Source organism: Alginatibacterium sediminis (genome assembly GCF_003610775.1).
Classification (GTDB): Bacteria; Pseudomonadota; Gammaproteobacteria; order Enterobacterales; family Celerinatantimonadaceae; genus Alginatibacterium; species Alginatibacterium sediminis.
In genome coordinates this window covers 1097532-1116730 of the sequence record NZ_RAQO01000004.1, presented here as the reverse complement: position 1 = coordinate 1116730, position 19199 = coordinate 1097532, and the positions used below count along the sequence as shown (strand labels likewise).

The window sequence follows — 19199 nt, the reverse complement described above, 5'->3', positions numbered from 1 at the left end:
GACATTTTGCTTTGGCTGAACTGATCGATTCCCCAACGGCTGAGCGTTTAGGTATTGATAACCATCCCAGTGCCGATTTGATCCCCAAGCTTAGACGTTTGTGTACAGAGGTGCTTGAACCAGTAAGACAACATTACGGACAGGCTTTCAAACCCAATAGCGGCTATCGCTCACTAGAGCTCAATAATACCAATCCCATTATATTTTTGGTCTGTTACTTGTTGTACTAAAACGCTTAGCTTTAGGAAGAAGTCGCGGTTATTAGCGGTCTAATGACAAGAGTTATGACGACAAGATTGGTGTTTTAGTCAAATAATAGTGATCAATAAATTACTGTGATTGGTATAAACACATTGGAGGTTCAACTAACTCAAAGCACTGTTTGGGAAGAGCTGTCGACATTGAAGTCCCAGGTATTAGTAATATAGAGTTAGCGACATGGATACGTGACAACTTAGACTACGACAAATTAATCTTAGAGTGTTACCGGCAAGGGGAACCGCGCTCTGGTTGGGTGCATGTGGGATTAGCGCAATCTCATAAAGACAATCGCAACATCGCCCTTACCTATAGTAATCGAGTCTATAGTCAGGGCTTAGTTGCTTAGTTTTACTATCGCTTAATCGCTTAATCGCTTGGACTATCTTTTTGTTGCTTAGCGTTTTCAAAAAGTTCGTCGTTAATGCTGCCTTTGCGTTGTTTGACTTGAATATGTAGCGCAGATTTGGCCAACATATGCGCCGCTACCGGAGCTGTGATAAACAAAAACAGTGTGATGATCAGCTCTTTTAAAGAGATGCCGCCATTGATAGCTGAGAATATAATCGCAGCTAAAATGATAGAACCAACACCTAAAGTTGAGGCTTTGGTTGGTCCGTGCAAACGGGTGTAAAAGTCTGGCAACTTGACCATGCTGTATGAGCCCAGAAAGATAAACAAACCGCCAATAATAAGTAATACACTACAAATAATTTCTAGCATGAAAATAACCTATTCAATGATGTCGCCGCGCAGCAAAAACTTACAAAATGCCGCAGTGCTAATAAAGCCGAGCAGGGCGATTAGAGCCGCTGCTTCAAAGTAAACATCACTTTGAGTATGGATCCCAAACATGATAATCAAGGCCACGCAATTTACGTACATGGTGTCAACTGCCAGTATTCGGTCGGTCGTTTCTGGACCAATGATTAAGCGCCAAGCATTTAATAGCAATGAGATAAACACACAGGCTATTGCGAATTGAAGACTTAAAGCTAACATTTGAAAATCTCCTTTAGTGGCATTTCGTATCGGTTTCTAATGTTGTCGATAATGGCTTGCTCATCTTCAAGATGCAGTACATGCACGTACAAAATACTTTTTTCTCGAGAAAAATCAGCGCTAAGTGTCCCCGGAGTTAATGAGATCGTACTACTAAGAATTGTCAAGGGTAAGTCGCCTTTGAGCTCCAAGTGGTACGCAATCATTCCTGGTTTAAGGGTTTTGTTGTTCTGTAAAACGCGAACAGCTACATCTATATTACTTTTAACGATGTCCAGTAGTAGGCGCAAAAAGTACAGAATTACTTTTATTGGTTGATTGGTAACCGGTTCCTTGGGGCAAAGGGGTGCAACCAAAACAGGTATACCAATTGCAAAGAAAGCACCTAATAATAGATCCGCAGCTGCGAAACCGTTAAGTAGTAGCCAAACTGTAAACAGCATTAGGCTGTGATAGGGCGTTGGAAATAATCGAGTCATTACTGCGCTCCTTTAAGGCCAATCATTTCAGGCATTGGATAAGCATGCATTTGTTGAGCTGCGCTTTGGGTAAAGCCATCAACATCATTAGCAAACACGACTAACGCTAATAAAAGCATTGAAATAACAAACAATGGAATGAGCTCAAGTTTATGTACTACATCGCCCTCGGCAGGCTCGCCACTGGCTTTCCAAAATAAGTAACTTGCCGCGCGAGACATTGCAATAAGGCTTACAAATGAGCTAATTAGAATGAGAGCCCAACTCCATACCATCCAATTGCTACTCATGGTGGCTTTGAGCAGAAGTGCTTTGCCTATAAAGCCTGATAACGGCGGTAGTCCTATCATCGCAATAGCTATCACCAAAAATAGAAAACTTAATAAACCCGACGATGGCATAGCACGTGTACTCACAAAGCGATCTTGCGCTTTGGCCCGCAGACGCACCACAATGCCGGCGAGTAAGAATATTGCGCATCCAGCCAATGTGCTATGAATCAAATAATAGAAACCTGCTGCGCTTGCTTGCGGATTATGTTGAGCAATAACCAGCAGTAAACTACCGACAGATGCAATAATTAGATAGCTGGCCAATTGGCGCAGTGTTTTACTACCCAATATACCAACAGCAGCCAATGCTAAGGTTAGAAGTGCTAGAGGCGTTAACCATTGCAAAACGGGGGCTGAAAGCGGATCAACACCACTACCAAAGACCACGCCATGGATACGCCAAATACAATACAGACCTACCTTGGTGAGTATCGCGAATAAGGCAGCAACCGGCGCGCTAGTTGAGCTATAGGTTTTGGCCAACCACAAGTGCAGGGGAAGCATCGCTGATTTAAGTGCAAAGACTACAAACAGCAAGAATATTCCCGCTTGAGCTAGCAGCAGTTGAGTGCCTTCAATATTTTGCGCTTTTAGTGATAAATCTGCGTAGCTTAAGGTGCCAAAGGCTGCATAAATGGTTCCAAGAGCAATCAAAAATATTGAAGAACCCAAGAGATTCAAAAATACATAGTGAGAGTTAGCCAGAACCTTATTTTTGCCCCCGCCGTGTATCATTAGTGAATACGACGCCATCAGTAGTATTTCGAAGAATACGAACAGGTTAAAAATGTCGGCAGTTAAAAATGCACCGCTAATACCCGCAACCTGGAACATCATTAAGGGGTGAAAGAAGGCGCCATTTTTATCTTCACCAGCGCAGCTATAAGCTTGCGCACAAAATGCGACTAAGCTGGTTAGCAGTACTAACAAAGCACTTAGTTGGTCAACGTATAAGGCAATACCATAGGGTTGCTGCCAATTACCCAATTGATAAACAATCGGCCCATCGAGCAGTACACTACGCAGCAAGACAATTGAAATTAGTAAGCCTATGGCCTGACCACAAATGGCGATGACGCGTTGGTCATTGATGTTTTCACGCAGGCGCGCAAACAACAATATGATGCCCATAAGCATGGGCGTGATAATCGGTAATATTGCTAAATGATCTTGAAGCATGAACTACGATGCCTCCGTTTTAGTTGAACTTTCTTGTTGTTCTTTACCGTCAACATGGTCATTTCCGCTATCAGAACGAGCGCGCATGGCTTGAATACATGCAAATGCTGTCATGGCAAAACCAATTACAATTGCGGTGAGCACCAAGGCCTGTGGCAGCGGGTCACTAGTAATTGTATTCTCTCCCAAAATGGCAGCACTATCGGTGGTGAGTCCGCCACTGGCGAACAAAAATAAGTTTACCGCGTAAGACAGTAGTGTAAGTCCTATAACCAAAGTAAAGGTATGTGCACGCAACATTAGAAACACACCACAAGCTGTTGCAACGCCAACGGCGGCTGAAAACCAGATTTCCATTATTGTTGCTCCACTTTTAAGCGTTGATTGGTTGTAAGTTTGCCCAAATTCGAAAGAATCAACATGGTTGAACCTACGACAGTAAGGAAAACACCTAAATCGAATACCAAGGCTGAGGTCAGTTCAAATTTACCTATTACTGGTAACGTGAAGTAGTCAAACCAAGAAGTTAGGAACGGATAACCCCATATTAGTGGCGCTAGCCCCGTTAGCACAGCTATCATCAAGCCACTGACGATCAAGCTTTGATATACTATTTTATGACGGGCGCTCACCCAACTGACACCATGAGCAAAGTATTGCAAAATCATTGCAACAGCGGTGATTAAGCCTGCGATAAAACCGCCACCAGGTAAGTTGTGACCGCGTAGGAAGATATAAGCAGAAATCAGCAACGCTAGTGGTAACAAGCTTTGAGAAACAACCGACAAAATCATTGGATGTTTGTCTTCACTCCATAAGCGGCCTTGCGCATCACGAGTTCGTATAGACAAACGCATACGCGCAATCAATTTGTATATTCCTAGCGCAGCAATGCCGAGAACTAGTATCTCTCCCATCGTGTCGAAACCACGGAAATCAACCAAAATAACGTTAACCACGTTGGTGCCGCCACCGCCAGTTTTTGCATTGTCGATGTAAAACTGCGAAACAGATTCCGCGTTATAGGTCAACATGAGTAAGCAAACCGTACCGACTACTGCACCAATGGTCGATGCGAGCAAAATATCTCTGGCGAAGCCTGCCGGACCAGTCGCACTGCGAGGTGTGGTCTGCGGGAAAAAGTATAGGGTTAGTAGTAGCAAGATGATTGCAACTACTTCGACCAACACTTGAGTTAAGGCTAAATCAGGTGCCGAGAAGAAGTTAAAGGCGATAGAAACAACTAATCCAACTAACGAGAGCATTGCTAAGGCTATGATTCGTTTATGACTGACAAGAACGGTTGCTAAAGAGCCTAATATCAACAAAATACTGCCAACAATGACAGGCATTTGTGCCTCAGTATGGGCTAAACGGTCTAACGGTTCGCTTATATGAGAAATTGGAATGGCCAACATCACCAAAGCAAATGCCGATAATATAAAGGCGCTACGTTGATAGCTGCCATTGTCTATCCAATCGATAGTTGCATGCGCCGCACGTTGAACTTGGTATATGACCTTGTCAAAAATCTCGCTGGCGTTAATTTCCTTAAAGCTAGCTTGGAATCGAAATAGCTGTTTACGACTCATATAAATAAGTACGCCGCCAATAATAGCCATGGCACTCATCAGCAGTGGTATGTTGAAGCCATGCCAAATCGCTAAGCTATATTCAGGTACAGGGGTGTTGAGAGTCGCTTCGCTGGCTGCATTGAGCAGCGAACCAATGGTAAATGCTGGGAAAGCACCAACCAAAAGACACATCGCTACTAAAACTTCCACCGGAACCCGCATATAGCGTGGGGGCTCATGCGGGGTTTTGGGTAAGTCCCGTGGCTCGCCATTAAAGAATACATCGTGAATAAAACGCAGTGAATATGCTACTGAAAGCGCTGCACCAACGGTGGCCAACACCGGTATTAACCAGGAAATTGCTCCTAAGGTGCGTTGTCCTAGCACTTCAGTGAAGAACATCTCTTTGGATAGAAATCCGTTCAGTAAGGGGACACCAGCCATAGCTGCCGCTGCCACCATCGCGAGGGTGGCGGTTATTGGCATAAATCGGAACAAGCCATTGAGTTTTCTCATGTCTCGCGAGCCTGACTCATGGTCAATAATACCGGCAGCCATAAATAACGAAGCTTTAAAGGTGGCATGGTTAATAATATGAAAAATAGCAGCCACTGCTGCCATATCGCGATTAAGCCCAAATAGCAGGGTTATAAGTCCCAAATGACTAATAGTTGAGTAGGCAAGCAGTCCTTTTAGATCGTGTTGGAAGACCGCGGTATACGCGCCATACAATAGGGTCATTAATCCAGTTGCGCTGACTAAAACAAACCACATGTCAGTACCAGAAAGCACTGGATACATGCGTGCGAGCAGGAATACACCGGCTTTTACCATGGTAGCAGAGTGCAAGTAGGCGCTTACTGGGGTTGGAGCTGCCATTGCATGAGGAAGCCAAAAGTGGAAAGGAAATTGCGCAGACTTAGTAAAGGCGCCGAGTAGGACAAGTACCAATATTGCTGGATATAGGCTGCTAGCTCGGATGAGATCGCCTGCGTTAAGTACCACGTCAAGTTCGTAGCTACCCACAGTTTCGCCAATAAGGATAACCCCAGCCAATAAACACAGACCGCCTAAACCGGTCACGGTTAAGGCCAAGCGCGCGCCTTTACGTGCCTCGCTCTTATGGGTCCAGAAGCTGATCAGCAAGAAGCTGGCAATACTGGTCATTTCCCAGAAGAACCACATCTGGATTAAGTTTCCGCTGAGCACTACGCCCAACATGGCTGCCATAAAGAGGATAAGATAACTATAAAAACGCGACATGTTATCGCGTTCGCTTAAATAGTAGCGAGCATATAAAATGACAAGCAAACCAATACCGAGGATTAGCGCCGCAAACAAAAAGGCTAAGCCGTCTAAACGTAAGCTTAAATTTAAGCCTAGAGAACTTACCCAGGCGATTTGATGGGATATAACTGCACCATCAAAGACGGCAAACATCTCGCTCAATAGAAGTGCAAGACTAGCAGCTGGTAATAATGCGGTAAAAAAGGCTATTTGGCTTCGGCCTAACCCTTTAACTAAGCTTGGTATGATTACCCCAATAATTGGGAGAAAACACAGCAGAAACAATTTCATGTGATTATCGTTCGATTACTAAACAATCGTATAATCTTAGTTATTTGTAATACATAAAGCCAGAATTATCGGTTTTTATCGTGCTATTAGGACATTTTTCAGGCGATCCAGATCACAAGTGCTGATTAAGCGAATTAGTTCTGATAATATCCGACAGCAATTTTCTAAAGCAACGAGGGATGTTTGAAGATGAGTCTTGCCGATAAGGTTTTAGCGGTTAATGATGACCTGCCAATTCGTACTGATGGTGCAGTTCATAGTGGTAAAGTTCGTTCTGTTTATTGGTTGAATGCTGAAGATAGTAAACGCTTGATACAAGAGCGCGGCTATGATGTGGCAGCAGATGCACCACTGGCAATAATGGTAATTAGCGACCGAATTTCTGCCTTCGATTGTATTTGGCAAGGAGAGGGTGGCATGCGGGGCGTACCTGGTAAAGGTGCAGCACTCAATGCGATTTCAAACCATTGGTTTGAATGCTTCAAACAACAAGGTTTGGCTGATAGTCATATTCTTGATATTCCTCATCCTCTGGTTTGGATTGTACAAAAAGCTAAACCAGTCATGATTGAAGCGATATGTCGTCAATATATCACCGGTTCTATGTGGCGCTCGTACAGTAAAGGCGAACGTAACTTCTGCGGTATTGAGCTAAGCGAAGGTCTGCAAAAAGATCAAAAACTACCTGAGCTACTCATGACACCTTCAACTAAAGGTATCTTAGAGGGTATTCCTGGCGTTCCTGCTGTTGACGATGTAAACATCAGTCGTGACGACATTGCTAATAATTTTGCCGCGTTTAACTTTAGAAGCACTGAAGACATCGCCGTGTATGAGCGTTTGTTAACAGAAGGCTTTAATGTCATTCACAACGAGTTAGCGAAAATTGACCAGGTGTTCGTTGATACCAAATTCGAATTTGGTTACGTAGAAGACGCTAAGGGCCAAGAGAAACTCATTTATATGGATGAAGTGGGTACGCCTGATTCATCACGTATTTGGGATGGCGAACAATACCGTAACGGTAAAGTGGTTGAAAACTCGAAAGAGAGTTTCCGCCAGTTGCTGCTAAACCATTTCCCAGATCCAGATATTTTGTTGAATAAAGACCGTATGCAAGAGCGTCAAGCACTTGCCGCTGACAATCTATTACCAGAATCGGTACTGATGGAAGTATCACGGGTATACACTGGTATTGCTGAAAAAATTACCGGTCGCAAAATTGAGATCAGCGACACTCCTCGTCAAGATGTTATCGATATCCTCGATAAAGAGTATGGTTTGATTGTAAAGTAGTTCGTAGTGTTAGTGGCTGCGGCTTAGATACAAAAAAACGCGCTTAATAGCGCGTTTTTTTATGGTGATTAAACCTTTACAACCCAGCAATGTAATTGGGTAGGGTAAGTGAAACCGCAGGCCAAAATGTGGTTAGCATTAGCGCAACTAAGATAGCAGCGTAGAATGGCCATATAGTCTTAACTGCTTTTTCCATGGGCACATTACCTACGGCGCAACCCACAAATAAACAAGCCCCAACCGGAGGTGTACACAAACCTAGGCCTAAGTTCATCATTAAGATCATGCCAAACTGTAGCGGGTCAATCCCAATACTTTGAGCAACCGGTAGGAATATCGGCGTACAGATAAGAATTAATGCTGCCATATCCATAACCATACCCAGAGTTAGCAACATGAGATTGATCAACAAAATAATAACGATAGGATTATCTGAAATCCCGGTTAAAAATTCGATCATCAAACTTGGTACTTGATAATAGGTGAGCATGTAGGCAAAGGCTGCCGCACAGGCTATCAATACCATGACCATTGCCGTGGTTTTCACCGAGTTGAGTACCGCAAGTTTAAACTTTTCCCAAGTTAAAGCGCGATAGACAAACACTGTGACTACAATGGCGTAAATAGTACCAAAGGCTCCAGACTCTGTGACAGTGAAAACACCAGAGAGTACGCCACCAACAATAATCACCGCTGTCATTAATCCAGGCAAAGCAACTATGAAGTGAACAAACAACGCGTAAAACCCAGGGAATTTTTCGGCGGTGTAACCACGTTTAACGGCTACCAAGTAGGCGGTGAGCGCTAAAATTAAGCACATCATTACGCCGGGAACAACACCTGCCATAAATAGCTGGGTTATCGATATACCCCCACCTGCTGCAACTGCATACAGAATCATGTTATGACTTGGCGGGATCATGATCCCTGCAATAGAAGAGGTAACCGTTACGTTTACCGCGTAATCTTCGTCGTAACCTTTCTTTTTCATTACTGGGATCAAAATTGAACCTAGCGCTGAAATATCAGCCACTGCTGAGCCTGAGATACCACCAAACAGCATCGAAGACATGACATTCACAATGCCTAAGCCGCCGCGAACAGCGCCAACAGCAGAAGATGCGAAGCGCACGAGGCGCACCGCGATCCCACCGTGAAACATTAACTCACCAGCAAAAATAAAGAATGGGATAGCAAGCAGTGAAAAAACACTAATTCCCGCAATAATCCGTTGGAAGGCAATTAGAAGTGGTAAACCCTCATAGGCGAACGCGGATACTGCTGCAATGCCCAAGGCAAACGCAACTGGGGTACCAATAACAACGCCGATGGCAAATACTGCCATAAGTAAAAACAAACCCATGAAACTATCCCTTTACGTCTGTTTTGTTTGAAGAAACAATGAATTGAAGAAGATGGATAAGATGCCCAATTGAATAAAGCATGGTTAAGCCACCGCAAAGCATAATTGGAATGGCGCGCACGCCTTCAGGAATGCCAAGTAAAGGAATATCAGACCCCCATTTAAACAACATCAACTCGTAGGAATTGACCATCATCACGTAGCCAAAAATACCAAGTGAGAGTTGTGAAATAAGATCAAAAATATGTTGTAGCCAAACTGGGCTTCGGTCTCTAAAAAACGAAACACCAAGGTGAGTCTGGCGATGAATACCAACGCTGGCACCCAAAAATCCGATCAATACGACTAGCAGTAAAGCGGACTGCTCAACCCAGGTCGGGGTTGAATTTAGTATATAACGGCCAAATACCAACCAACCAAAAGTAGCGGTTAATACCACCAGTGCGGAGCCGGCAATCGCCATGCTAAAACTGGCTAAACCGTCTAAAAAGGTATCATATTTGGAGCGTTGTGGTATGTGTTGCTGAGACATCGAAAACCATCCATAGCAAATCATTTACAGCGTAGCCATAAGTTCAAACAATCATCTTAAATAGTTCATTTACCTAAGCTGCAAACTACGCGGCTACAGTCTTACAAACGGTATGTGGATTGCCCGAAACAAAAACAAAATGTAAATGCTGATTGTAATGCTTAAACTAAAAGGCCGCTGCGAGGGCAGCGGCGTGTTACTTTATATGTTTCTAGTTCGTGCTTTGAATTAACTCAACCAAAGGCTTAAGTTCTGGGTTATCACCAAGGTACTTAGTGTATACCGGCTGCATTGCTGCTTGGAACTCGGCTTTGTTTGGAATTTCGTTGATTTTATTACCGGCTTTCTCAACAATTGCGCGGCTAGATAGTTCGCGTGCTTTCCAAAGGTCACGTTGTACTGCTGCGGACTCCACGGCTGCTTCTTTAAGCATCGCTTGGTCTTCTTCTGAAAGCGCTCGGTACATTTTTGCATTCACACATAAACACTGTGGAATGATCAAATGCTGAGATAATGAATAATATCCAGCGACTTCAAAGTGACCCATTGACTCATATTCAGGCCAACCGTTTTCAGCACCATCAACAACGCCGGTTTTTAGAGCTTGGAATACTTCTGCATAAGCAATAGGTGATGGGTTTCCGCCTAAAGAGCTAATCATTCCAGAATAAAGCTCGTTGTTCATTACGCGAACTTTCATGCCTTCAAGGTCGCTTGGCTGCATGATTGGCTTTTTAGAGTTATAAAAAGAACGTGCACCAGCATCGTACCAAGCTAAGCTGATTAAACCTTTTTTCTCCATGCCTGCATTAATAGTATCGCCAACAGCTCCGTCCATAGCACGGTGCATGTGGTCTACATCTTTGAATACGAATGGAAGCGAAAGCACGTTTGCTTCAGGTACGATAGGGCCGATAGGTCCTAGGCTGAAGTTGGCAATTTCTAAACCACCGATACGAACTTGCTCAATGGCATCAGGTTGGCTACCTAGTACACCAGCATGGAACATTTTAATCGTGAAGTCGCCACCAGATTTTTCAGCAACTAGCTCGGCAAATTTATCCATACCAACGGTATTTGGGTAGCCAGCTTTATGAATGTTCCAACCTTTCCACTCGGTTGCATTTACTGATGCGGCACTTGCCATTGCAAGGGCGACCGCGCTTAGTGTTAACAATGATTTTTTAAACGATTTCATTTTCAATCCTTTGAGTATCTATAGCAATAACGACGTTTCTCTTAGCCCGTCAATCTTAAACACAACATCAGTACCATGTGTATTTACAATACAATATGGTAATTGCGCGTGGCTAGGTCAAGCAAAGGTGAAAAATTCATCAAAGAAATGAGATCCGCGCTACATAGTGCTTACAAAGATGTAGCATTCAGCAACGAGCCTTTAAAAACTTGAACCAGTTCTCAGTATTGTATGATTAAATAAATTATGAATTAGTAAATGCACATATAAATATCAGCATTCTGGCACAACAAAAAAAGGGCTAAATGGAGGAGGGGAGTTTATCGAAGACATGACTCCCAATCATGGGAGCCTAAGATTACTAGTGCTAGTATAGTGCTTTGATTTTGCTAATGTAGTCGTCGCTGCGACGCGTCATATAGTGGCCAACGTTAACCGTTAAAGTGTTGCCTTCGAGGCTAAGATCTGACCATGTATCGGTGAAGTCGGCTTTGGAAACAAAGATTACTTGGCTGAGATTTGCTATCTCTTCTTTGTAATCCGCATCATCAGCACAAACCTTAGCTAAAGCTTCAAGTACAGCTGCGTTACGTTCGCCAGCTTGGCTATAGATCCACTGGGTTTGATATTTTTTATCTGCGAGAACGTCGGCGTTTGATTCTATCATCGCTTCAAAAGAAGCCCAGTCACTGGTTGTTTCTAAAACAGCGTTACCACAGGCAGCTTGGGTTTTGGCTACATTTTCAATGAGCACTTCATCAGCGCCACGTATCGCTTTTTTGTCTTTAACACCAGCATATGCGTAGCTTGCTGTAAGCTGAAGCACGACTAAAGCAATTACTTTGAGTTTCATTCAAATGTCCTTATTTGGAGTTCTATAGTAAATCTAGAATATGGTGGAAGCTTGCTAGTTGCACGTTGGCGGCATTAGCCACTAGCTTAAAGGTAAGTTGATTTGCGTTAAGCTCAATGCTTTGTGCTTGGCCTTGAGTTTGAGCTAGCACACTGATTTTACTGATATCTTGGATTGCCTCTTTATAGTCGGCGTCAATAGCGCAAATCTGCTGCAACGCTAACAAAGATTTAGCAAATTGTCCTGGCAATGCCTTTTGGCCGGCGTCAGCAAATTGTTTCCAGTTGAGATTAATTTCAACACTGTGTTGGCATTGTTCTTCAAAAGCGAGTTGTGCTTTGGCCACTTCGCGCTTGGCTGCTATTTTACTTTCAAACTGTCCTTGCTCTAAAGCATAGGACGCTCGAATATTACGCGCTTTAACTATGTCTGCTTCGCCAGCGTAGACCACGTCAAACTTTAGGCCATCAGGAAGATAGACACGATAAGTGTCGATCCAGTTGCTATCGATGAGGGTTCCACCTTGATTGCTTCGAAGATGTGTAAGCGGCGTATCGATTAACTGGTATTGGTATTCTTGGCTATTATCGATTCGTTGTTTCTCATATAAGCCAGTTTGCATGGGTAAGTATTTTTCAAGACCATCGAAACTAATGATGTAGTGATTATTGTCGGTTTCTTCACTAAAAGGTACCACGATAAGACGAGCATCGTAATCGAGCGATACACTATGGAATACTTTACTTGATTCAGCAGCAATGCTCGTTGTTGGTAGGCATAATAATAAAATTGTTAGGCATATTTTTCTGCTAACATAAGCTAGCCGATTGGTAATCATATGATACTTATCCTTAAGTAATTAAAGCCTTAATTTACGTAAATCTATTAAAGCAAGCCATGTCAAAACACTATATTTTTAAACCAAAAAAATAGCGTTCCAAATGGGCACGCTACTTATATTTCTGAATTTTATTATTAGATACAACTAATATTTAATCTACAACCAGCGGATTTTTTTGAATAAGCCTATTAAACCTAACGCGAGTATAGACATAAAGCCAAGCAGGTAGAAATAACCATGTGTAAGCTTTAACTCAGGTATATATTCGAAATTCATGCCATAAAGACCGGCTAAAAATCCTAATGGAATAAAAATGGCCGTGATCACTGTTAGTACCCGCATAGTGGCATTAAGCTGATGCGAAGTCACTGAAAGATAACCATTTACTAAATCGCTGCAAATATCATAATGCATTTGCGAAAGACTGAGAAGGCGTTCTATCCTTTCATGAACATCAATAACAGTATGAAGTTCCGCTTGATTTATGATAGATGTTTCATCTTCAACTAGTGTTTTAAGTTAAGCCCCTATATTGCTGTGGTAATTAAAGGTACGTTTCAACTTAGTAAGCCGCGAACGATACAAAGTAATTTCTTGCATCATTTTGTCGTTGCCGCCACTTTGGAAGGTATCTTCTAAATTTTCTAGTTTGTCTTCAAATTCGAATACATTTTGTAAATATATACCGCAGCTATAATGAAAAATGCGTAATGCGAGTGTCATTGGACTCTTTAGTAAGTGTTTTTTACCTTCGTTAGTAAATAAGGCATCGATAGACATTGAGTTTTGTGCATGGCGCGTTATTAATATATTGGTTCCTACAAACATCGCTATTTGAAGTAAACAAAATTGTCGTGGCGTACCCGCAACGTGACACCCATGTTGATGGCTCATTAGCCATTATCAATAGTCCCGAATCTGCATAAAATAAGCAGCGCTATGGTTTGATGCCGTAGCGCTGCTCAAAGGCTAAGCACAGCGATGTCATGAGCTGTGTAAATACTTACGCCATATGGGATCGCTTAGCATCTGTCAACTTATAACCTATCAAACAATCGAATAGAACAAGCCCATAATTATTTGCTCAAAAGCGGGCTTACGCTTACTTTGTACGCAATATTAATCTTGCGAATAAAGGCGACACACCGTGCAAACATCCATCCGTACCACATTCATAACTGGCGCTATTGTGCTTGGCCTCAGCGGCTGCGCTGCAACCGGCGAACAGCATCGTGCTGACTCCTACAACGTTGATGCAATCAATACCCAGGTTGAAGCTAAAACCATTGAAATTGTAGCCATTTTGCCGGCCAAGGTTGCGGTTGATAACAGTGCCAACAAAGAAAATGCACAAATGGCTGGCGCCATCATTGGTGCGCTAGTTGGGGCTGCTGCCGGTAGTGAGTCTAATTCACGTTATGGCACGGCAGCCGGTGGAGTTGCCGGTGCAGGGGTTGGCTCTGCGATTGGCTCAACGGTAGAAGACACCACCATGGTCGATGGGGTGCAGCTTACCTACCGCCAAGAAGTTATCGAAGACATTGAAACCGTTGTGGATGGCAAACGCGCAGTTGAAACCGTAAAACACAAAAAGACCTTCATTTCTGCGCAAGTAGGCGCCATGTGTGAGTTTAAAAATGGGGTTGCGCTGTTGGTTACAACGGTACGTAACGAAACCCGTATTCAGCCTAACAACGCTTGTTTAGCTAGCGATAGCGCATCGTAAGCAGACTTTATCTTGGGATTAAATTAGAAATAGGAGTCGCGTAGATGACAAATAAACTAGGGCTTGCAGCCATTGCCTATATGCTTTCGTTTAACGCAGCTGCCAACTTAGAATCACAACTGGGTGCCATTCACCAGCAAGAGAAAGCTGAAGTGCTTCGATTAAGCAACGCCGCCGAGGCCAAACGCCAACGCGCACTTGAAGCCGAAAACAACAAGCTGGCGCAGCAGCGCAAGCAAGCTAAGGCTGCCGCAGAAAAAGAAGCGCGTCGTAAACTGGCAGCGCAACAACAACAGCAAATGCAACAACAAAAGCTCGACGCAGAGGCCTTATCGGATAAAAATCGCAAGCTAACAATGGAAGACCGCTTGTTCGAACTTGAGCTTGAAGAACGCCGCATGGCCTTGGACGAGAAGAAAGCCATGAGCAGCGCCCGGGTTAATCGAGCTGACGACTTCATCGACACCGATGTTCAATTGGCGGAAACAGCAGTTAGTGCCAAACAAGCCGAGATTGATATTCGCAAAGCCAACGCAGCCGGAGACAATCAACTGAAAAGCAAAGTAGGGGACGCCTTAATTGAAGAGGCCAAAAACCCAACCGAGATTAATATTCAGGTTGATAATAAAGTGAAAGAAAACTGGTAGTGGTAGAGCCATGGATGGCGGTTGGTGGGTAACTCATTTTTGCCCCAAAATGCTTTAGTTAGATCTATCAGAAAGATTCATCAATTGAGATTTAGAGTTACATTTTCTCATTATTAAGCTGTCTAGTGAAAGCTGGAAAGTCCAAAATCTGAGAAGTCCACTAGTTAGTTTTAATCGTAGAGTCATTTGTAAGCTATCCTTGATTAATAATATACAGAACTGGCAAGAGTAATTTCAACGTTCGAGGATATTCTGCAATGGAAAATACACGCTCCATCATTACTAACATGCTAATAGCTGTCACTCTATCTTGCACTGCAATCTATTCTGCGAGAGCAACTATAGAATCCGCAACTCAAATAATGCGCGCCCAATACCTAAACAGTGCTGTAGGACTTTTCATTAAAAACAAACCGGATGACTACAGACAACTACGTTTGTTTCTTAATCGCCAAAACGACGAAGTAGTAAAACATATGAGCGGTATTCAAAACCATCTAGCCAAAAACCTCGACCATCCACAGTACAACAAAATGTACAACGACCTAGAAAGAGCTTATATTTCGCTGGCTTTTTGCCAAGAAGCTCACCGTCGTTTCAATGAAGTTACCCATCAACATCGCGTAAATGTCGAAGCTTCGATTAGCTATTCGTTATCCGCAAAAAATTGTGAAAACCCTATTTTGCGTGATTTTGTGATGCAAAGTGGCATGTACAAGACTTGGCAAAGCTTCAATAAGGCCGTAATTGAAAGCACTCCTAAGAATAGTGGCTATAACTTTGAATCCACCAAACAAAAAGTAGCAACACCTATTATCGAAGGCGCTCAAAAAGTATTGGCACAATACAAACCAATGGGCACAAAAAGATCGCTACAGCCCTCGACTGGATCTGCTTCGGTAGATCCAAGCAACAAAGGTTCTCAAAGCCTTAATATCAACCTACCGAAAGCGCCATTTAGACACAACCAACAAGAAATGAGTCAAATCGCGAACTACATGCAATCGCTAGAAAAACGAATAGAACTTGGTTCAGCCCAGCAACTATTAATCCCTTGCAGAACAATTACCAGTACTTCGCCTATTAACTCTAGCTTACTACATGGATGTTCCCAGTTGTTTTTGGTGTACATTAATCAAGCACCTAAAGAGCTGACATCAGAAATCCTAGAATTAGAAGCGTTCATGAGTGTTTATATGAACTCTGAATACCAAAAGCAGGTCCAGGATAGTCAGCGCAACTAAAGTCGATGGATGCTGCAAGGCCCTCAAAGATAGGAACTCGACAATAAAGACTAGAACAATGACAATAAATTTTGAAACTTTTCAATGCTTTTTGTCGTCGTTTGTCGTCGCTTGTCTTTCGCTCTGAGAAGGTTTTGCCCTAAAACGAAAAATACCAAGCCCCCCATAATAGTAGCACTCGTTGGAAGATGATCTAAGCTTAAATGATTACTTCATCAATAATAGTTCTGAGATGCCAAGAATTAACAAGACACCCATAATAGGAAGAAGAATTAACAAGACATCCATAATAGTGGCACTCGTGGGATGATGGTCTAGGATTAAGTGACTATTCCATCAATAAGAGTTCTATGATGCCAAGGCCACGTAAGGAGCAAGTTAGTTTATCGGATACGCCCTATTACCACTGTATCTCGCGCTGTGTGCGTCGTGCTTTCTTGTGTGGTGAAGACGAAGTAAGTGGGCGCAGCTTTGAGCACCGACGGCAATGGGTTGAGGATTACCTACTTAAACTCGCTGACATATTTTCTATAGATGTTTGTGCTTATGCGGTGATGAGCAACCACACCCATTTGGTGTTGCATGTGGATCAACAGAAAGCTCAGCAATGGTCGATGGACGAAGTTCTGCAGCGTTGGCATCGCTTACACAAAGGCACCCTGTTAACTCAGCGCTACCTTAATCCAACTTTACAATCAGAGCTTGATGCTGTGCAACTGCAGGCCGTGAGTGATACTGCCGAAATCTATCGCCAACGACTGTTCGATTTAAGTTGGTTTATGCGCCATTTGAACGAATATATCGCTCGCGAAGCCAACCAAGAAGACCAATGTACCGGGCGATTTTGGGAAGGTCGGTTCAAATCCCAAGCCTTACTTGATGAAGCCGCGCTTACGGCCTGTATGGCTTACGTCGATTTAAACCCGGTACGCGCGAAAATAGCTGACAAACCAGAAAGCTCTGACCACACCAGTGTAAAACAGCGAATCAAACAGGCCAAACAAGCTAAGCAGCCTAAAGCCTAAAGCTTTATATCCGTTCGTGGGTAACCCTCGTAATAACATGCCCAAAGGCCTGCCATTTGAGCTTAAAGACTATCTAACCCTCGTTGATTTAACCGGCAGAGCTATCCGTCAGGATAAGCGCGGGTATATTAGTGCTAACCTTAGCCCAATCTTAGCCCGTTTAAACATCGACCAAAACAGTTGGCTTACGCTTACGACAGGCTTAGAGCAGCAGTTCGGCGGGGTGGTTGGTAATTGCGCGAGTATGTTGCTCTACAAAAGAGAGCATAAACACCAACGCCTGCATGGCATGGGCGCAGCCAAACGGCTACTTAACAGCGCTTAACTTCCTCTATATTGGATGTTCATCTTGCACCTACTCACATAGGTTGGCTTGGTGCTGTCTGTGATTTAGCAAAAGCGACTAAATTCACTAGAACTAACAATTTTGTTGTAAAGAGCGTGGGTAACCGGAGTCGAAAAGGATGATTATGTTTGAGGTAGTGATGTATCAAATTATTATGGCTGTTTAGATAATGCTTGTTAATAATAATAATGCGTTTAACTTATTATGGCTGTCTTAATAATAAATCTAGGTCGACAGTCAAAATTAAATAGGGATTTTTATGCTATGGAAGAAAAATTGTGGTTAAGGTTTATTTTTTTATTTGCATTAGGTGGCGTTGGTGTTTGGTTTTTGAGTAAAGATGGCACTAAAGAAGTTAAGCTTACTATGCGAGGAAAATATTCAGTCTATCTTTTGATGTCACTAGTGATGTTTATTGCTTCCATTTATTCAGATTTATACTTTTTGATTTGCCTGTTTATTTGCCTAGTTGGTTTAATTGAAATACTTGCATTAGATTTGACAAATAGTATGAAAATTTCTTCGATCTCTTTCTTCATGATATTGTCGTGTTTTTTCGTATATTTTGGTTATATAAGCGCTACTTATGATGCAACAATAGTATTGTGTTTAGTGCTCGCTCTAGATGGTTTTAGTGAATTATTTGGTAAAGCTTTTGGTAAAAATGCTATCGCGGAAAATATTAGCCCAAACAAATCGTGGGAGGGGTTTTTAGGCGGGTATTTTAGTGTAATGATAGGGTATTTATTTCTTAGGCAGATGGATGTGAACATCCTTGGGGTTTTGATGATCACAACAATAGCAATTGCTGCTCTAGCTGGGGATTTATTAGCGTCATATTTAAAACGGAAATCTTCCGTGAAGGATTTTAGTGAGTTTATACCATTCCATGGTGGTTTTTTAGATCGGTTTGATAGTCTAATTGTAGCTTCCGCCATCGCTGCTCCTTTTTACATGATGGGGGTTAAAATATGACAACTAAGGATTTTCCAAATATAGTTTCTAGCTTCCGTTTTTTTATGATGCCTGCCGGAATCTATCTCGCATTAAATGGAAAAAATGAACTTTTCTTTATTACTCTCATTTCGATGCAATTGACAGACTTTCTAGATGGATTTCTTGCGCGAAAACTAGATGCCCAGTCTGAATTGGGTTCTAAGTTAGATATCCTGGGCGATTCCTGTAGCTACCTTACTGGCGCTGTGGGCCTATTTGTTTTCTTACCTGACAGTTTAAACGGGTTTTCCCTGTTACTCATTTCATTATTTTCTTTGAGTTACTTACTTCGATTTCTTGTTAGCAAATCTATTCTAAACATTTGGGTTTATTCGGTAAATCATGTAACAGGTAAAATAACATTCTATTGTCAAAGCGTTTTGATTTTATCGATGTATTTATCATGGGATATAACGCATTGGATTCTATATGTGGCATTAATTTCTGGTTTAACGGAGTCATTTTATTACATTATAAGCGTGTTAGATGAAAAGCAACGTAGAGGGGGGATAGAGTCAGGTCACAGTTGTTTATAATGTAACTGTTAAGAGTGGATACATCCAAATTCCATAGCAATAGGAAATAACAAAACCCCAATAATAGTGGCACTCACGGGATGATGGTCTAGGCTTAAATGCCTACTTCATCAATAATGGTTCTGTGATGCCAAGGCCACGTACGGAGCAAGTTAGTTTATCGGATACGCCTTACTACCATTGTATTTTCCGCT

Annotated in this window: 19 protein-coding genes and 2 pseudogenes; 9 read left to right on the top strand and 12 right to left on the bottom strand. The window is 42.6% G+C overall.

All coding sequences use genetic code 11. The features are described 5' to 3' along the window. Window positions 1-11: 11 nt before the first annotated feature. Complete coding sequence (locus DBZ36_RS08085) at window positions 12-230, top strand: D-Ala-D-Ala carboxypeptidase family metallohydrolase (protein ID WP_158589049.1); 219 nt, start codon at window positions 12-14, stop codon at window positions 228-230. A gap of 95 nt (window positions 231-325) precedes the next feature. Then, the gene (locus DBZ36_RS08080; protein ID WP_120354390.1) at window positions 326-607 is read left to right on the top strand and encodes a D-Ala-D-Ala carboxypeptidase family metallohydrolase; all 282 of its coding nucleotides are present in this window, start codon (window positions 326-328) and stop codon (window positions 605-607) included. Between the two features lie 20 nt (window positions 608-627). Here the strand turns inward: DBZ36_RS08080 and DBZ36_RS08075 are convergent, their stop codons facing one another. Genes DBZ36_RS08075 through DBZ36_RS08050 form a run of 6 tightly spaced genes read right to left on the bottom strand, consistent with a single transcriptional unit; the run spans window position 628 to window position 6402 of the window. Then, entirely contained in the window at window positions 628-981 is a 354-nt protein-coding gene (locus DBZ36_RS08075) for a Na+/H+ antiporter subunit G (protein ID WP_120354389.1), read from the bottom strand. Window positions 982-990: 9 nt separating this feature from the next. Further along, window positions 991-1260, bottom strand: a complete 270-nt coding sequence (locus tag DBZ36_RS08070; RefSeq protein WP_120354388.1) for a K+/H+ antiporter subunit F — start codon at window positions 1258-1260, stop codon at window positions 991-993. Further along, window positions 1254-1739 carry a Na+/H+ antiporter subunit E gene (locus tag DBZ36_RS08065; RefSeq protein ID WP_120354387.1) on the bottom strand — a complete coding sequence of 162 codons (486 nt, stop codon included), beginning with the start codon at window positions 1737-1739 and terminating at the stop codon, window positions 1254-1256. The genes DBZ36_RS08070 and DBZ36_RS08065 overlap by 7 nt, the downstream gene beginning before the upstream one ends. Next, window positions 1739-3250 carry a monovalent cation/H+ antiporter subunit D gene (locus DBZ36_RS08060; RefSeq protein ID WP_120354386.1) on the bottom strand — a complete coding sequence of 504 codons (1512 nt, stop codon included), beginning with the start codon at window positions 3248-3250 and terminating at the stop codon, window positions 1739-1741. Before DBZ36_RS08060 ends, DBZ36_RS08065 begins: the two co-directional genes overlap by 1 nt. A 3-nt stretch (window positions 3251-3253) precedes the next feature. Beyond that, on the bottom strand, window positions 3254-3607 hold the full coding sequence (locus tag DBZ36_RS08055) for a Na+/H+ antiporter subunit C (protein WP_120354385.1): 354 nt from the start codon (window positions 3605-3607) through the stop codon (window positions 3254-3256). Continuing rightward, window positions 3607-6402, bottom strand: coding sequence for a monovalent cation/H+ antiporter subunit A (locus DBZ36_RS08050; protein ID WP_120354384.1), 2796 nt, complete (start codon window positions 6400-6402; stop codon window positions 3607-3609). Before DBZ36_RS08050 ends, DBZ36_RS08055 begins: the two co-directional genes overlap by 1 nt. Before the next feature lie 189 nt (window positions 6403-6591). Between DBZ36_RS08050 and DBZ36_RS08045 the strand changes: the two genes are divergently transcribed. Then, window positions 6592-7698: a phosphoribosylaminoimidazolesuccinocarboxamide synthase gene (locus tag DBZ36_RS08045; RefSeq protein WP_120354383.1), complete on the top strand. Its 1107-nt coding sequence runs from the start codon at window positions 6592-6594 to the stop codon at window positions 7696-7698. A 76-nt stretch (window positions 7699-7774) separates the two neighbouring features. Here DBZ36_RS08045 and DBZ36_RS08040 read toward each other — a convergent pair whose 3' ends face one another. The 6 genes and pseudogenes from DBZ36_RS08040 to DBZ36_RS20685 form a co-directional block, all read right to left on the bottom strand. Then, window positions 7775-9061: a TRAP transporter large permease gene (locus tag DBZ36_RS08040; protein ID WP_120354382.1), complete on the bottom strand. Its 1287-nt coding sequence runs from the start codon at window positions 9059-9061 to the stop codon at window positions 7775-7777. A 4-nt stretch (window positions 9062-9065) separates the two neighbouring features. Then, window positions 9066-9593: a TRAP transporter small permease gene (locus DBZ36_RS08035; protein WP_120354381.1), complete on the bottom strand. Its 528-nt coding sequence runs from the start codon at window positions 9591-9593 to the stop codon at window positions 9066-9068. A 211-nt stretch (window positions 9594-9804) separates the two neighbouring features. Further along, window positions 9805-10791: a TRAP transporter substrate-binding protein gene (locus DBZ36_RS08030; protein WP_120354380.1), complete on the bottom strand. Its 987-nt coding sequence runs from the start codon at window positions 10789-10791 to the stop codon at window positions 9805-9807. A gap of 367 nt (window positions 10792-11158) precedes the next feature. Further along, a complete protein-coding gene (locus DBZ36_RS08025) occupies window positions 11159-11644 on the bottom strand; it encodes a hypothetical protein (protein ID WP_120354379.1) in 486 nt (161 codons plus the stop codon). Between the two features lie 22 nt (window positions 11645-11666). Beyond that, complete coding sequence (locus DBZ36_RS08020) at window positions 11667-12482, bottom strand: hypothetical protein (RefSeq protein WP_120354378.1); 816 nt, start codon at window positions 12480-12482, stop codon at window positions 11667-11669. Window positions 12483-12641: 159 nt separating this feature from the next. Beyond that, window positions 12642-13379: pseudogene (locus DBZ36_RS20685) on the bottom strand (magnesium transporter CorA family protein). Window positions 13380-13632: 253 nt separating this feature from the next. Between DBZ36_RS20685 and DBZ36_RS08005 the strand changes: the two are divergent. From DBZ36_RS08005 to DBZ36_RS07980, 6 genes and pseudogenes are all read left to right on the top strand, one after another. Then, window positions 13633-14211, top strand: a complete 579-nt coding sequence (locus tag DBZ36_RS08005; RefSeq protein ID WP_120354375.1) for a glycine zipper 2TM domain-containing protein — start codon at window positions 13633-13635, stop codon at window positions 14209-14211. Window positions 14212-14255: 44 nt separating this feature from the next. Continuing rightward, on the top strand, window positions 14256-14858 hold the full coding sequence (locus DBZ36_RS08000) for a DUF5384 family protein (RefSeq protein ID WP_120354374.1): 603 nt from the start codon (window positions 14256-14258) through the stop codon (window positions 14856-14858). A 257-nt stretch (window positions 14859-15115) separates the two neighbouring features. Continuing rightward, window positions 15116-16102, top strand: coding sequence for a hypothetical protein (locus DBZ36_RS07995; RefSeq protein WP_120354373.1), 987 nt, complete (start codon window positions 15116-15118; stop codon window positions 16100-16102). Window positions 16103-16455: 353 nt separating this feature from the next. Then, a pseudogene (locus DBZ36_RS07990) lies at window positions 16456-17452 on the top strand (transposase). 285 nt (window positions 17453-17737) lie between these two features. After that, window positions 17738-18448, top strand: coding sequence for a phosphatidate cytidylyltransferase (locus tag DBZ36_RS07985; RefSeq protein ID WP_158589048.1), 711 nt, complete (start codon window positions 17738-17740; stop codon window positions 18446-18448). Next, window positions 18445-19005, top strand: a complete 561-nt coding sequence (locus DBZ36_RS07980; protein WP_120354371.1) for a CDP-alcohol phosphatidyltransferase family protein — start codon at window positions 18445-18447, stop codon at window positions 19003-19005. Before DBZ36_RS07985 ends, DBZ36_RS07980 begins: the two co-directional genes overlap by 4 nt. Window positions 19006-19199: the final 194 nt, after the last annotated feature.